The organism is Hyphomonas sp. (assembly GCF_046313735.1).
GTDB lineage: Bacteria > Pseudomonadota > Alphaproteobacteria > Caulobacterales > Hyphomonadaceae > Hyphomonas.
In genome coordinates this window covers 53,171-69,061 of the sequence record NZ_JBKBXW010000013.1, presented here as the reverse complement: position 1 = coordinate 69,061, position 15,891 = coordinate 53,171, and the positions used below count along the sequence as shown (strand labels likewise).

Annotated in this window: 12 protein-coding genes; all 12 read left to right on the top strand. The window is 63.5% G+C overall.

Features of this window, described 5'->3' with window-relative positions; translation table 11 throughout:
- The first annotated feature begins 1 nt into the window (after position 1).
- The 12 genes from nuoL to dnaE all read left to right on the top strand — a co-directional run bounded on the left by nuoL (position 2) and on the right by dnaE (position 15,802).
- Positions 2-2,161 (top strand): NADH-quinone oxidoreductase subunit L, encoded by a 2,160-nt coding sequence (gene nuoL / locus ACK4SV_RS08240; RefSeq protein WP_409917338.1) that lies wholly within the window; start codon positions 2-4, stop codon positions 2,159-2,161.
- Positions 2,161-3,663, top strand: a complete 1,503-nt coding sequence (locus ACK4SV_RS08235) for an NADH-quinone oxidoreductase subunit M (protein ID WP_409917337.1) — start codon at positions 2,161-2,163, stop codon at positions 3,661-3,663. The genes nuoL and ACK4SV_RS08235 overlap by 1 nt, the downstream gene beginning before the upstream one ends.
- A 3-nt stretch (positions 3,664-3,666) precedes the next feature.
- Complete coding sequence (gene nuoN, locus ACK4SV_RS08230; protein ID WP_409917336.1) at positions 3,667-5,100, top strand: NADH-quinone oxidoreductase subunit NuoN; 1,434 nt, start codon at positions 3,667-3,669, stop codon at positions 5,098-5,100.
- Complete coding sequence (locus ACK4SV_RS08225; RefSeq protein ID WP_409917335.1) at positions 5,097-5,831, top strand: biotin--[acetyl-CoA-carboxylase] ligase; 735 nt, start codon at positions 5,097-5,099, stop codon at positions 5,829-5,831. Before nuoN ends, ACK4SV_RS08225 begins: the two co-directional genes overlap by 4 nt.
- A 3-nt stretch (positions 5,832-5,834) precedes the next feature.
- Positions 5,835-6,602, top strand: a complete 768-nt coding sequence (locus tag ACK4SV_RS08220; protein ID WP_409917334.1) for a type III pantothenate kinase — start codon at positions 5,835-5,837, stop codon at positions 6,600-6,602.
- 5 nt (positions 6,603-6,607) lie between these two features.
- Positions 6,608-8,293, top strand: a complete 1,686-nt coding sequence (locus ACK4SV_RS08215; RefSeq protein WP_409917333.1) for a ribonuclease J — start codon at positions 6,608-6,610, stop codon at positions 8,291-8,293.
- Between the two features lie 7 nt (positions 8,294-8,300).
- Positions 8,301-8,729 (top strand): methylmalonyl-CoA epimerase, encoded by a 429-nt coding sequence (gene mce / locus ACK4SV_RS08210; protein ID WP_409917332.1) that lies wholly within the window; start codon positions 8,301-8,303, stop codon positions 8,727-8,729.
- Positions 8,729-8,968 carry a DUF1467 family protein gene (locus ACK4SV_RS08205; RefSeq protein ID WP_409917331.1) on the top strand — a complete coding sequence of 80 codons (240 nt, stop codon included), beginning with the start codon at positions 8,729-8,731 and terminating at the stop codon, positions 8,966-8,968. The genes mce and ACK4SV_RS08205 overlap by 1 nt, the downstream gene beginning before the upstream one ends.
- 48 nt (positions 8,969-9,016) lie before the next feature.
- The gene (gene proS, locus ACK4SV_RS08200) at positions 9,017-10,339 is read left to right on the top strand and encodes a proline--tRNA ligase (protein WP_409917330.1); all 1,323 of its coding nucleotides are present in this window, start codon (positions 9,017-9,019) and stop codon (positions 10,337-10,339) included.
- Positions 10,336-11,613 (top strand): ABC transporter permease, encoded by a 1,278-nt coding sequence (locus ACK4SV_RS08195; RefSeq protein ID WP_409917329.1) that lies wholly within the window; start codon positions 10,336-10,338, stop codon positions 11,611-11,613. Before proS ends, ACK4SV_RS08195 begins: the two co-directional genes overlap by 4 nt.
- Positions 11,610-12,299, top strand: a complete 690-nt coding sequence (locus ACK4SV_RS08190) for an ABC transporter ATP-binding protein (RefSeq protein ID WP_409917328.1) — start codon at positions 11,610-11,612, stop codon at positions 12,297-12,299. The genes ACK4SV_RS08195 and ACK4SV_RS08190 overlap by 4 nt, the downstream gene beginning before the upstream one ends.
- An 80-nt stretch (positions 12,300-12,379) precedes the next feature.
- Complete coding sequence (gene dnaE, locus ACK4SV_RS08185) at positions 12,380-15,802, top strand: DNA polymerase III subunit alpha (RefSeq protein ID WP_409917327.1); 3,423 nt, start codon at positions 12,380-12,382, stop codon at positions 15,800-15,802.
- Positions 15,803-15,891 lie beyond the last annotated feature (89 nt).

Here is a 15,891-nt window from a genome sequence, read left to right as displayed (position 1 = left end):
TATGCTCCCTGACAGCCTTCTGATCTTCATTGTGCTTGCGCCGGGCATCGCGGCCGCAACCGGCCTGTTCCACAAATGGATCGGCGACCGGGCGGTGATGCTGGCCACGACCGGCACGGTCGGCGCTGCCGGCATCCTGTCGCTCTACCAACTCTTCGCCTATGTCGCCGGCATCGGCCATGGCGGCGCAGAAGCCCATGGCGCGCTCGACGCCTATCTAACAGCCGGCGCAGCCCACGGCACGCAGGAACTCAAACAGCATATCATCACGCTGATGCCGTGGATTGATGTCGGCGGGTTCAAGGCCAACTGGGCGATCCGCGTGGATGCGCTTTCCATCGTCATGATGGCGGTGATCACCGGCGTTTCCGCGCTCGTTCACCTCTACTCCTGGGGCTATATGAGCGAGGAGCCGCACAAGGCCCGCTTCTTCAGCTACCTGTCGCTCTTCACCTTCACCATGCTGATGCTGGTGGTCGCCGACAATTTCATCCAGCTCTTCTTCGGCTGGGAGGGTGTCGGCCTGGCGTCCTATCTGCTGATCGGCTTCTGGTACACGAAGAAGGCGCCCAACGACGCCTCCATCAAGGCCTTTGTGACCAACCGCGTCGGCGATTTCGGCCTCGCGCTCGGCATCATGGCGGTGTTCTTCGTGTTCGGCAGCGTTGAGTTCGGGCCCGTGCTCGACGCCATCCGCAACAACACGGTCGTCACTCCCGTCGCCTTTGCCGAAGCCGCCCCCGCGCGCGAAGCGGTTATGGTGTTCTTCGGCCAGCGGGTCTACGCGCTGGAACTGATCGGCATTCTTCTCTTCATCGGTGCGATGGGCAAATCGGCGCAGTTCTTCCTGCATGTCTGGCTGCCCGACGCGATGGAAGGCCCGACGCCGGTCTCCGCGCTGATCCACGCCGCCACGATGGTGACGGCCGGCGTCTACCTCGTCTGCCTGGTCTCGCCGATCTATGAGTACACCTTCTACGCCGCCGGCATGATCACGATCATCGGCGCCGTCACAGCGCTTTATGCCGCCACCGTCGGCATGGCGCAGAATGACATCAAGCGCGTGATCGCCTATTCGACCTGTTCGCAGCTCGGCTACATGTTCTTCGCTGCTGGTATCGGCGCCTATGAAGCCGCGATGTTCCACCTGTTCACGCACGCCTTCTTCAAGGCGCTCCTGTTCCTTGGCGCGGGCTCGGTCATCCACGGAATGCATCACGAGCAGGACATGCGGCGCATGGGCGGCCTCGTGAAATTCATGCCGCTGACCTACGCGGCAATGCTGATCGGCACGATTGCGATCATCGGTCTCGGCATTCCGCACACGATGTTCGGATTTGCCGGCTTCTTCTCCAAGGATGCGATCCTCGAGAGCACATTCGCCGGGGCGACTGCCGGCGTGATGTTCGGACAGATGGCCTTCTGGTTCGGCCTTGTCGCTGCCTTCCTGACGAGCTTCTATTCCTGGCGCCTGATTTACATGACCTTCCACGGTCCGATGGCGTCTCATGAGGACGCTCAAGGCCATGGTCACGGCGATGCGCATGCGGATGATCATGCCCATGATGACGCCCATCATGGTCACGACCACACGCCGCATGAGAGCCCGCTGGTGATGCTCATCCCGCTCGGCCTTCTCTCCCTCGGTGCGATCTTTGCGGGCGTGTATTTCTACGACGCCTTTGTCGAGGCGAATAACGAGGCCTTCTGGGCCGGCGCAATCTACCGCGCGGCCGAGAACAATGTCCTCTATCAGCGCCATTACGTGCCGGAATGGGTGCTCTGGGCGCCGCTCACGGTCACCATCGCGGGCTTCTTCGTGGCCACGATGACCTACTTCTTCAATCGCGGCGTCGGCGCGCGCGTCGCAGCCAGCGGCGGACCGCTGCACTCCCTGTTCTCGAACAAATGGTATTTCGACGAGCTCTACCAGGCGACGCTGGTGCGGGGCTCTGCGCTGCTCGGCAACCTCTTCTGGAAGGCCGACAAGAAGATCATTGACGGCGCCGGCCCTGATGGCATGGCCGCGCTCGCCAACTTCAGTGCGCGCCGCCTGTCGAAATTCCATACCGGTTACCTGTATCACTATGCGTTCCTGATCATCGGGGCTGCCATCGTCTTCGGCGGCATCCTGTGGCTCCGGGCCGGAGGAGCCAGCTGATGGGCGGCTTTCCCATTCTCACCGCAATGACCTTCCTGCCGCTGGCGGGCGCCCTGCTGATCCTGCTGGTGCGCGCGGCCACGGCTGGCAGCCGCTCTGCGTCGGACGAAACCCGGCAGAACCGCGCCATCCTGATGTCGGCGATCATCATTTCGCTCGCGACATTCGTGCTTTCGGTTGCGGCCTTCGCGGCGTTCGATTCCAGTGCAACCGGCTACCAGTTGGTCGAGCAGTACGCCTGGTACGGACCCATCAGCTACAAGATGGGGGTCGACGGCCTGTCGATGTCGCTCATCCTGCTGACGACGTTCCTGACGCCGATCTGCCTGCTGGCGAGCTGGAACTCGATTTCCAAGCGCATGACGGAATACGTCGTAGCCTTCCTTGTGCTCGAGACGTTCATGATCGGCGTGTTCACCGCGCTCGATATCGTGCTCTTCTACATCTTCTTCGAGGCTGGCCTGATCCCGATGTTCCTGATCATCGGCATCTGGGGCGGCAAGGACCGGATCTATGCCTCGTTCAAATTCTTCCTCTACACGCTGATCGGATCGCTCCTGCTGCTGGTTGCGGCGATCTACATGATCAATGTAGCGGGCTCGGCGGACTTTGAAGTCCTGGAGCAGCATGATTTTGCGCCCTCGGTGCAGACATGGCTCTGGCTTGCCTTCCTTGCCTCCTTCGCAGTCAAGCTGCCGATGTGGCCGGTCCACACCTGGCTTCCGGACGCGCACGTTCAGGCACCGACCGCAGGCTCGGTCGTTCTTGCCGGTGTGCTCCTGAAGATGGGAGGCTATGGCCTCCTGCGCTTCTCGCTGCCGATGTTCCCGGATGCGAGCGCCTTCTTCCAGCCGATGATGTTTGCCCTCGCGGTCATCGCCATCGTCTACACATCGCTCGTCGCCTGGCGCCAGACGGACATGAAAAAGCTGATCGCCTACTCATCCGTCGCGCACATGGGCTTTGTCACGCTCGGCATCTTCGCCTTCAACGAGACCGGCATCCAGGGCGCGATCTTCCAGATGCTGAGCCACGGCCTGATTTCCGGCGCGCTCTTCCTGATCGTCGGGGTGGTCTATGACCGGATGCACACGCGCGAGATCGCAGCCTATGGCGGCCTTGTGAACCGGATGCCTATCTATGCCGGCTTCTTCATGCTGTTCACGATGGCCAATGTCGGCTTGCCTGGTACGAGCGGCTTCGTCGGTGAGATACTCACCATGGTCGGCGCCTTCCAGGCCGCAACCTGGGCTGCCGCCGGCGCCGCGCTCGGGGTGATCTTCTCGGCGGTCTACATGCTCACCCTCTATCGCCGGACGGTCTTTGGCGAGGTTACCAATCCGAAGCTCGAGGGCATCAAAGATATGAACCGGATCGAGTGGATATGCATCGCGCCGCTTGCCGCCCTGACGCTGCTGTTCGGCGTCGCGCCGAACCTGATCTTCGGCGTCACCGGCGAGGCGACCCTGCGGATCCTCTCGCTCATGGCTGGAGGCAACTGAGCCATGCTCGATTTCACCTCGATTGTGCAGACCCTCGCACCGGAACTCTGGCTGGCGGCTGCCGCGCTGACGCTCGTGCTCCTCGGCGCCATCATCGGTGACCGGTTCAACAGCCTGTCCTACAAGGTCTCCGCGCTGGTCCTGCTCGCAGCGTCGGGGCTCGCCTTCCTGCACCTTGAGGGCGGTACAGCCTTCGACGGCCTTGTGAAGACGAACACCTTCCTGAATCTTGCGAAGGTGATCTGCTTCGCGCTGGCGGCTGTCGCTGTGCTGATCTCCGAGAGCTTCCTGAAGCGCCACAAGATCACCCGGTATGAATATCCGGTCCTGATGGTCCTCGCCTCGCTCGGCATGGGCGTGATCCTGTCGGCGAATGATTTGATGACGCTCTATCTCGGCATCGAAACGCTGAGCCTGTCATCCTACGTCCTGGCGGCGTTCCACCGCGATTCCGCGCGCTCCTCCGAAGCCGGCCTGAAATACTTCGTGCTGGGGGCGCTGGCCTCCGGCCTGCTGCTCTATGGTGCGTCGCTGGTCTACGGATTTACGGGCACGACCTCCTATGAGGCCCTCGCCCTCGCCGGCGAGTCGATCGGGGCCATGTTCGGCATGGTGCTGATGATCACCGGACTTGCCTTCAAGATCTCGGCCGCGCCAATGCACGTCTGGACGCCGGACGTGTATGAAGGCGCCCCGACACCGGTTGTGGCCTTCTTTGCCTCCGCTCCGAAGCTCGCCTCGCTGGTCGTCTTTGCGAACATCATGTTCACCCTGTTCGGCAGCGTGATTGATCAGTGGCAGCTGATCCTAGCTATCCTCGCCGGCGCCTCGATGATGGTCGGCGCGCTCGGCGGCCTGACGCAGACGAATGTGAAGCGCCTCCTGGCCTATTCCTCGATCGCCAATGTTGGCTACGCGCTGATTGCCGTCGCTGCCGGACAGGCGCTTGGCGCGGCCGCGCTCATGACGTTCGCGATGATCTACGCGATCTCCTCGCTTGGTCTCTTCGCCGGTATCCTCGCCATGCGCCGGGAAGGCGGGATGGTCGAGAGCATCCAGGAACTTGGCGGCCTCGCCCGGCGCCAGCCGGTGCTGACGCTCGCACTAACAATCCTCATCCTGTCGGTGGCAGGCCTGCCACCGTTCGGCGGCTTCTTTGGCAAGTATGAAGTGCTGCAGGCCGGGATGAACGCCGATCTGGTGCCGCTGGCGATCCTCCTCGTGATCGCATCGGTGATCTCACTCGGTTACTATCTGCGCCTCCTGAAGATCATGTGGTTCGATGAGCCGCGCGAAGCCTTTGAGCGGGTCGATACCGGCGTCCTGCTGGCGGTTCTTGGAAGTGCCATTATTGCGGGGATCGTGTTCATGGTGTTCATCGGCCAGCTCGGAAGCAGCGGCCTTGCGGGTGTCGCGGCCTCGGGGCTGATGCCTTGAGCGCGGACTGGCCGGTCTTTCGTTTCGATCAGATCGACAGCACGAATACCGAAGCCAAGCGCCGCGCGGCCACAGGCAGGTTTGAGGACCAGTGGCTAGTCGCGGGCCAGCAGTCCGCAGGACGGGGCCGGCAGGGCAAGGCCTGGCTCTCTCCGCTGGGCAATCTTTACGCCACAGCGCTGTTTTCCGAGCCCGGCGGTATTCCGGTCGCCTTGCGGATCCCGTTTGCCGCAGCGCTCGCCGTGTCCGACACGCTGACCCGCTTTGCCGGAACTGCGGGAATCCAGCTGAAATGGCCGAATGACGTCCGCGCTGACGGGCAGAAAGTGTCCGGCATCCTCGTCGAAACCGGCGGCGGTGACCCGGTCCACTGGATCGCCGCCGGAATCGGCATCAACGTGTCGGCCATGCCGGACAACCCCGGCCAGCCGGCGACGACGCTGTCTGCGCTTTGCGGTCAACCTGTTGATGTGAATGCCGTTTTTGAGACGCTTCGGGCCTCCTTCGCAGCGCGGCTGCTTCAGGCACGCACCGGTTTTGAAAGTTTGCGAACGGACTGGCTCGCCCGGGCCGAAGGATTGGGGCAGGCCGTCTCTGTCCGGACCGGTGACCAGGCGGTTGAAGGCGTCTTCGAGGACATGGAAGCCGATGGCGGCCTGCGCCTGCGGTTGCCGGATGGGTCGGCGCGCATCATAAGGGCGGGCGAAGTCAACCTCCTCGGGCGATCCTGATCCATGCTTCTCGCAATTGATGTCGGCAACACCAATACGGTCTTCGCGCTGCATGACGGCGAGACCTGGGTCAACCAATGGCGCAGTGCCACCGATTCGACCAAGACAGCCGACGATCACGCCTCCTGGCTCTGGCGCCTTGCCGACATGCACGGGGTGGACCTGTCGCAAGTGGAAGGCTGCGTCGTCTCCTCCGTGGTGCCTCAGGCGCAGTTCAACTTCCGCAACCTTGCCCGCCGTTACCTGAACCTGGAGCCGCTCTTTGTCGGTGAACCCGGCCTCAAGACCGGGCTGGAAGTGCGGGTCCGCCATCCAGAACAGGTCGGGGCCGACCGGATCGTCAGTGCGCTTGGTGCGCACGTCGCCTATCCGGGCGACCTCATCGTGATCGACAGTGGCACGGCCACCACCTTTGACATCGTGTCGGGAGATGGCGCATTTGTCGGCGGCATCATTTCGCCCGGCATCTACCTGTCCATGCGCGCCTTGCATGAAGCCGCCGCGCAGCTGCCCCGCATCGCGATCCAGAAACCGGCCCAGGTAATTGGGGTGGACACCGTATCTGCGATGCAATCGGGCGTCTTCCTCGGCTATATCGAGCTGATCGACGGTCTCGTCCGCCGCATCAAGGCAGAACGCGGCGGCCCGATGACGGTCGTTGCGACCGGCGGCGTTGCGTCGCTCTTCGAAGGCGCCAGCGAAACCATAGATCACTATGACCAGGACGTGCTCATCCGCGGCCTCCTCGAAATCTGGAAACGGAACCGCTGAACAAGATGGCAGATTCCGCTGATGTGCTGAACGAACTCGTCTTCCTGCCGCTGGGCGGTTGCGGCGAGATCGGCATGAACCTCAACGCCTATGGCTACGGCTCGCCCGGCGCGCGTCGTTGGATCGTCGTGGATGTCGGCGTGACCTTCGGCTCGCTCGATACGCCCGGCATCGAGCTGATCTGTGCCGACCCGTCCTATCTCATCGGCGAGAAGATCGAGGCAGTCTTCCTGACCCATGCGCACGAAGACCATATCGGCGCCGTCGGCCTGATCTATCCGCAGCTGAATACCCGCGCGCCGATCTATGCGACGCCGTTCACCTGCGAACTCGTGCGCTCGAAAATGGACGAACGAGGCATCGACAGCCGCTGGCTGAAAACAGTCTCGCTCGGCGCAACCGTCAGGGCAGGGCCCTTCGAGGTGACCTATGTCACGCTCACCCACTCCATTCCGGAGCCGAACGCCCTCGCCATCCGCACGCCCGCCGGCCTGATCCTGCACACCGGCGACTGGAAGATCGACCCGTCCCCGCAGATCGGCGGTACCACCGATGTCGCTGCGCTGACGCGCCTCGGCGATGAGGGCGTCCTCGCCATGGTATGCGATTCCACCAACGTCTTCGAAGAAGGCGAGGCGGGCTCCGAGGAGACGGTCAAACACGGCCTGACCGAACTCATCGCTCAGCAGAAGAATGCCGTCGCTGTCACCACTTTCGCGTCGAATGTCGCGCGGGTGAAATCTATCGTGGAGGCGGCTGCGGCTGCGGGCCGCAGCGTGTGCCTCGTCGGGCGCAGTATGCACCGCGTCACCGCGGCGGCGAAAGCGGTCGGCATCCTGCCGGCGCGCCTTGAATTCGTCGATGAAGCCGAAGCCGGGTACCTGCCGCCGGAAAACATTCTTTACCTCTGCACCGGCAGTCAGGGCGAAGCCAACGCCGCTCTCTCACGGATCGCGCGCGGGGATCACCGGCACGTCGTGCTGAAGGAAGGCGACAGTGTCATCTTCTCGTCCCGCCTGATCCCGGGCAATGAAAGCGCAGTTTACGGCCTGCAGAACGCGCTCGCGGAAGCGGGAATTCAGGTGATCACGCCGCGCATGGTGCCCCAGACGATCCACGTCTCCGGCCACCCCTGCCGGGATGAGCTGCGCCGGATGTACCAATGGGTCCGCCCGCGTATCGCCGTGCCGGTGCATGGCGAGCGGCGCCATATCCTCGAGCACGCAAACTACGCCCGCTCGCTGCAGATTTCCGAAACAGTCACCCCCCGGAATGGCAGCCTGATCCGCCTGGCCCCTGGCCATGCCGAGATCGTCGATGAGGTCCCGGCCGGCCGTCTGTTCCTCGACGGCGCGCAGCTGGTGCCGGAGGGCGCGCAGGGACTGGGCGAGCGCCGGCGGCTCAGCGCTTCGGGCATCATCTTCGCCGCAGTCAGCCTCGATGCATCCGGCAAACCCGTGGACGGTCCGGTGATCGTGGTCAAAGGCCTCTCCGAAACCGATGGCCGGCTCGCCGAGGAAAGCCTCGACGCACTCGAGGAAGCGGCAGAAGGCGCGCTTGACAGCCTGTCGCGGAAAGATCGCATGGATGATGAGGCGGTCGAGCGGGTGCTCGGCCGGGCTCTGCGCAAGGCCTGCATTGCGGCCTTTGGCATCAAGCCGATGATCGAAGTGGTTGTATTGAGGAGCTGAGACAGCAATGGGTGAATTCCGCATCGGACCGCTGAACCATGTCGGCGTGGCAGTGCCGGATATCGAGGCCGCCTGCGAGACCTATCGGACGCTGTATGGCGCGACCGACATCACCGTGCCCTTCGATATGCCCGAACAGGGCGTCAAGGTCTGCTTCGTCAACCTGCCCAATAGCCAGATCGAGCTGATCGAGCCGCTGAACGAGGCGTCCCCCATCGCCAACTTCCTCAAGAAGAACCCGAATGGTGGCCAGCACCATGTCTGTTTCGAGGTCGAGGACATCCACCAGGCTGTCACCGAGATGGAGAAGCGAGGCGCCACAGTGCTCGGCAAGCCGCGCATCGGGGCGCATGGCACGCTCATCATCTTCGTCCACCCGAAGAATTCCAACGGCGTCCTCGTCGAACTGATGGAAACACCCAAAGGCGGTCACTGATGTCGCCCTTCAGCGCGCTTATCGTCTTCACCCTTGGCTGGTGGATCACCTTCTTCGCGGTCCTCCCCATAGGGGTGAAGGGGCAGTGGGAGGACGGCTCCACCGTGCCGGGAACGGAAGAAGGCGCGCCGAAGGAGCCGATGCTGGCGAAGAAAGCCCTCTGGGCGACGGCCGGCGCGGTTGTCATCACAGGGATAACTGCGCTCGTCGTTCCTCTCCTGCTTGCCCAGGCGGTCTAGGTCCGGCTAGGTGGCGATCTCGAACACTGGTCACATCCCGGACAATTCATGCGCCTTTCCAAATACTTCCTGCCCGTAGCCAAGGAGGCGCCCGCTGATGCGGCCATCGTCTCGCACCAGCTGATGCTGCGCACCGGCATGATCCGCCAGAACGGCGCCGGCATCTATTCCTGGCTGCCGCTCGGCTACCGCGTCCTCAAGAAGATCGAACAGATCGTACGCGAGGAAATGAACCGGTCCGGCGCGGTCGAGATGCTGATGCCGACGCTGCAGCAGGCTGATCTCTGGCGCGAATCCGGCCGGTATGAAGCGTACGGCAAGGAAATGCTCCGCATCCAGGACCGGCACGAGCGCGACATGCTCTATGGCCCGACCAATGAGGAGCTGATCACGGATGTCTTCCGCACCTATGTGAAAAGCTACAAGCAGCTGCCGCTGAACCTTTATCACCAGCAATGGAAGTTCCGAGACGAGGTGCGCCCCCGTTTCGGTGTGATGCGCGGACGCGAATTCCTGATGAAGGACGCCTATTCCTTCGACCTGACGGAAGAGGGCGCGCGCCGGGCCTACCGCAAGATGTTCTGCGCCTATCTGAACGCCTTCGACCGGATGGGCCTGACTGCCATTCCCATGCGCGCGGATACCGGCCCGATTGGCGGCGACCTGAGCCATGAGTTCATCATTCTCGCCGAGACGGGCGAGAGCGCCGTGTTCTGCGACAAGGCGCTGCTCGACCTGCCCGCGCCGGGGCTGGATCTCGATTTCGAGGCGGATCTGACCCCTGAGGTCGAAAAGCGCACGCAGTTCTATGCGGCGACTGAAGAAATGCATGATGCCGACGCCTTCGGGAAGCTCCCGGCAGACCGTCAGGTCTCTGCCCGCGGCATCGAAGTCGGCCACATTTTCTACTTCGGCACCAAATATTCGCTGCCGATGAACGCCGTCGTGCAGGGCCCGGATGGCCAGATGGTTCCGGTCCAGATGGGCAGCTATGGCATTGGCGTTTCCCGTCTCGTTGGTGCGATCATCGAGGCGAGCCATGACGAGAATGGCATTGTCTGGCCGGAAGCCGTTTCTCCGTTCGATGTCGGCCTGATCAACATGCGCCCGGGCGACGAGGCGTGCGACAAGGCCTGCGAGACGCTCTATGCCGCGATGACCGCTGCAGGCCGCGACGTGCTCTATGATGACACCGAGGACCGCGCCGGCGCCAAGTTTGCACGAATGGACCTGATCGGCCTGCCCTGGCAGACGACCGTTGGCCCGCGCGGCGTCGCAGAGGGCAAGGTGGAAGTCAAAAACCGGAAGACCGGCGAAAAGCACGATGTCAGCATCGACGACGTGCTGGCCCAGCTGAAGGCGGCCAGATGAACGAGGCCGCCGCCGCCCCCTTCGGAAAGCTCGAGCGCACGCTCGCCTGGCGCTACCTGCGCGCCCGGCGGGAGCATGGCGGCGCAAGCCTGATCGCGGTCATCTCTTTCGTCGGCATCTTTTTTGCCGTCGCCGCGCTGATCATCACGATGTCGATCATGAGCGGCTTCCGGGCGACGCTGCTGGACGCACTGCTCGGCGGCGAGCCGCACATCTCTGCGGCGGTGGATGGCTACCCCCAGGCTGAGGCTGAGGAACTGGCCGCACGCGTGCGTGCAGTAGACGGTGTGGTCAGCGTGTCGCCGTATATCGAGCAATTCGTGCTACTCTCCGCCAACGGCCAGCGTACCGGCGGGGTTGTGCGTGCCGTTCCGCCGGCCGATCTGGCGACCATGCCCATCCTGCCGGATGGCGGAGCAGCGGCCATCGCGGCCGGTTTCGGCGAGGGGCGCAATGGCGGCGACGTCATCATGATCGGGCAGTACCTTGCCGCAAATCTGGGCCTCCTGCCTGGCGACCGGGTTGAGATCGTCACCTCGCAGATGCGCTCCGGCCCGGTCGGGCAGAGCCCGATCAGCAAGGCCTATACGGTTGGCGACATCTTCCGCACGGGCTCGGCCCAACTCGACAATGTCTACGTCTTCATGCCGATGGAGCAGGCCCAGATCCTGTTCCAGTCGCGTGGCCGCTACCAGCGGCTCGATATCCGCGTGAAGGATCCGGATACGACCGAGATCATGATGCGGCGCATCTCCGAAGCCACGGGCTACACGATGCTGCTGCAGGACTGGAAGACCAAGAACCGGACGTATCTGGGCGCCCTGCGGACGGAACGGGTGATGGTCCGCCTGCTCGTCACCATCATCATGATGATCGCCACCCTGAACATCATCGTCGGCGTCGTTATGCTGGTGAAGAACAAGACCCGCGATGTGGCGATCCTGCGCACCATTGGCCTCAGCCGGGGCGGCGTCATGCGTGTGTTCCTGATGGTCGGCACTGTGCTTGGCTCGCTGGGTGCGCTGCTGGGAATGGCCGTGGGCGTGTTGTTCATCCTCAATATCGGCCCCATTGAGGCGCTGATAAACCTCGCGATCGATGGTGAGGTTTTCCCCGCAGAGCAGTACGGTCTCGACCACCTGCCGGCGATCCTTGACTGGGCGGATGTGTTTAGCACCGGCGCCTATGCGCTGCTGATGTCGATGGTCGTCTCGCTCATTCCTGCCACATGGGCCTCCTCGCAGGACCCGGTCAAAGCGCTGAGGTTCGAATGACGGGCGCACCGGTTCTGGAACTGCAGGGGATCGAGCGGACCTACAAGACCGAGGCCGGCGCGCTGCGCGTGCTGCGCGGCACGGACCTGCGGATCGCGCCGGGCGAGCTGGTTGGCCTTGTCGGCCCGTCAGGCTCGGGCAAGTCGACGCTGCTCCATACCGCCGGCCTGCTCGAACGCCCGGAAGCCGGCACGATCCTTCTGGATGGCATCAACTGCCTCAAACTGAACGACAATGGCCGCACAGCCCTGCGCCGGCGCAAGATCGGCTTCGTCTACCAGTTCCACCACCTGCTTCCGGAGTTCAACGCCATCGACAATATTGCGATGCCGCTGATGATCGCCGGTGTGAAGCAGAAGGCCGCCCGCGAAAAGGCCGCCAGCCTGCTCGGCGAGATGGGCCTGGAGGAGCGCGCCTTCCATCAGCCCGGACAGCTCTCCGGCGGCGAGCAGCAGCGCGTCGCCATCGCCCGGGCGCTGGCGAACGATCCCCGCCTCGTGATCGCGGACGAGCCGACCGGCAATCTCGACCCCGGCACGACGGAGCGGGTATTCGCCACGCTGATCAAGATGGTGCGGGAAGAGGGCGCCGGCGTGCTCGTCGCCACCCATAACCTGGCGCTGACACGGCATATGGACCGGATCCTGACCCTGCAGGATGGCAAGCTGGTCGACTATCCCGGCTGAACACCTGTGGATCGCGGCGCATCGGCGCTTCTGGCGGGACTGATTCGGTGGGATACTCTTCGGTCTGTCCGGAGCCCGCCATGACCCGCTCACCCTTCATCCATCTGGCCGTCCGTTCCAGCTATTCCCTGCTGGAAAGCATGATCGGGCCCTATGACCTTGCGAAATGGTGCGCAAAGCAGGGGATGCCGGCCCTGGCGGTGACCGACCGGAACTGCCTTTTCGGCGCGCTCGAACTCTCCCTCACCCTGTCTGATGCCGGCGTCCAGCCGATCATGGCGTGCTGTTTCGATGTGACGGACGGTGCGCCGCGCGCCCAGCCAACCCGCCTGGCGGTCTACGCACAGAACGAGGTCGGCTACCGGCGGCTGATGTACCTGTCCTCAAGGGCCTATCTCGACGCCGCGGACGGCGTGCCGAAGCTGCTGAAATCCCATCTGCTCGAGGAAACCGACGGGCTGATCCTGCTGACCGGCGGCGCCGAAGGTGAAGTCGCCCGGCATATCCTGAAAGGCCGGATCGCGGACGCGCGCACCGAACTCGCCACGCTCGCCGCCGCCTATCCGGGGCGCTGCTATGTCGAGATGACGCGCCATGGCACGCAGGACGAGATCAAGTCCGAGCCGGACCTCCTGAACCTTGCCTATGAGCTCGGCCTGCCGGTCGTCGCCACGCATGATGCGCGCTTCATGAAGCCGGAAGATGCAACTGCCCATGATGCGCTGATGTGCATCGCCAATGGCGAGTATCTGGGCCAGGAGGATCGCAAGCGCGTCCAGCCGGACCAGTACCTGAAGACCGCTGCCGAGATGGAAGCATTGTTCCACGACTTGCCGGAGGCCATCGAGACCACCGCCGAGATCGCCCGTCGCTGCGCCGTGAAATCGGAAACGCGAAAGCCGATCCTTCCGAACTTCAGCAAGGAAGGCCGTTCCGAGGCCGAAGAGCTTGCCCACCAGGCCCGGGAGGGGCTTGAGCTGCGCCTTCAGCAGGCGGACCGCCTCTATGCCGAACGTAGCACCTATTTCGAGCGCCTCGATTATGAACTCGGCATCATCGCCCGCATGGGCTTTCCGGGTTACTTCCTGATCGTTTCGGACTTCATCAAATGGGCCAAGGCGAACGGCATTCCGGTCGGGCCGGGCAGGGGCTCCGGTGCCGGCTCGCTGGTCGCCTGGGCGTTGCTGATTACCGATCTTGATCCCTTGCGGTTCGACCTGCTGTTCGAGCGGTTCCTGAACCCCGAGCGGGTCTCGATGCCGGACTTCGACGTCGACTTCTGCCAGGAACGGCGCGGCGAGGTCATCCGCTATGTGCGTGAGAAGTACGGCGCGGACAGCGTCGCGATGATCATCACCTTCGGCACGCTGCAGGCCAAGGCCGTCGTCCGCGATGTCGGGCGCGTGATGCAGATGCCCTATGGCCAGGTTGACCGGCTGGCCAAGCTCATCCCTTTCAACCCGGCCAAGCCACCGACGCTCGATGAGGCCATCGCCAGCGAGCCGAAATTTGATGAGGAAATCGCCGCAGACGCCCGTGTTGGCGAACTCATCGACATCGCGCGATCCCTCGAAGGCATGTACCGGAATGCCGGAACCCACGCCGCCGGCGTCGTGATCGCAGACCGCCCGCTCGTCGAGCTTGTGCCCCTCTATAATGATCCGAGGGCGGACCTTCCCGCGACACAGTTCAACATGAAGTATGCCGAGATGGCCGGGCTTGTGAAGTTCGACTTCCTCGGCCTCAAAACGCTCACCGTGATCGAGCGGGCTCTCGGCTTCATCCGCCGCAGCGGGCGCGATGTCGGCCCGGCATGGCAGAGCCTCGATGATCCGGACACGTTCGATCTGATGGCGAGCGGCGAGACGCTCGGCGTATTCCAGCTTGAAGGCGCGGGGATGCGTGACACGCTCCGGCGCGTCCGCCCGAACAATATCGAAGACCTGATCGCGATTATCTCGCTGTATCGTCCGGGCCCGATGGAAAACATCCCGGTCTATGTTCAGGGTAAGGAAGACCCGGCCTCCGTCCGCTACCAACATCCGGACCTGAAACCCGTCCTTGAGGCGACCTATGGCGTGCCTGTGTATCAGGAACAGGTGATGCGGATGGCGCAGGAAATTGCCGGCTATTCGCTCGGCGAAGCCGACCTGCTTCGCCGCGCCATGGGCAAGAAGAAGCTCGAGGAGATGATCGCGCAGCGCCGGCGGTTCGTCGAAGGCGCCGCCGCAACCAAGGGCATGGCAGAGCCGCTGGCGAACGAAATCTTCGACACGATGGAAAAGTTCGCCGGCTATGGCTTCAACAAATCCCACGCCGCTGCCTATGCGCTGATCGGCTATCAGACGGCTTTCCTGAAATGTCACTTCCCGCGCGAATTCCTCGCCGCCTCGATGAGCCTTGATGTTGGCAACACGGACAAGCTCGCCGCCTTCTTCCAGGAAGCCCGCCGGCTGCGCATCCCGGTCCGCGCGCCCGACATCAACCGCAGCGAAGCGGACTTCGATGTGGATGATGAAGCGATCCTCTACGCCCTCGGCGCCATCAAGGGCGTCGGGCTGGAGGCGATGCGCCATGTGGTGGCCGTGCGCGCAGCGCAGGGGCCGTTCAGGGATATCTATGACTTCGCCGAACGGGTTGATCCTCGCCAGGTCAACAAGAAGGCGCTGGAATCCCTCTCGCGCGCCGGAGCGTTTGATGGGCTGGAGCCGAACCGCGCAAGGCTCTTCGCCGCTGTGAACCTGCTCGCCCAATACTGTGCCAGCACCGCCGAGGACCGGATGGGCGGGCAGGGGGGGCTGTTCGGCGAAAGCGAACCGGCGCTCCGGCCAGACCTGCTGCAGCTGCGCCCGTGGACGAGCCAGCAGAAGCTGGACGAGGAGTTCCGCTCCATCGGGTTCTATTTCTCCGGCCACCCGCTGGATGATGTCCTGACGGCGATTGACCGGAGCCGGGTAACGCTCGTCATGGAGCTGCATGACCGGGCAACCGATGGCAAGCCGCTCGAAATGATCGGCATCGTGCGCGCGCGCACCGACAAGCAGGGCCGCAACGGCAGCAAATTCGCCTTCCTGACCATATCGGATCCGACCGGCGAAGCTGAGATGATGGTCTTCAGCGAAGGCCTCCAGCAGCATGGCGACCTCCTGCAGGCTGGCAAGGCGGTCGCGCTGACCGTGACCGCCCGTTTCAATGGCGAGGAACTCCGCCTGAACCTTGACCGGGCTGTCGAGCTGGAAGCGGCCCGCCTCGCCAAGCCCTCCGGCTCGCTGAAAGTGCGCCTTGCCGAGGGGGCCAGTCCAAGGGAGCTTGCGGCGGTGGTAGACCGGCTGGAAAAGCTCGCCTCGCCGGACCGGGGCAGCATCTTCCTTGAAGTTCCCCTTGAGAATGGCCGGCTGGTAACCCTGCAGCTGCCGAAAGTGTATACCATCGGCCTCCGGGCCCAGCGGGCGCTGAAGGAGCTTCCGGGCGTGGAACGGGTGGATCCGGGCCAGGCTGCGTGAGCCAACCGGCCTGAACCAGCCGCCTTTTGCCACTTGCCGTTCCGGCAGGATTGAGTATACGCCGCGCATCGAAACCCAAGTCGTGGGTG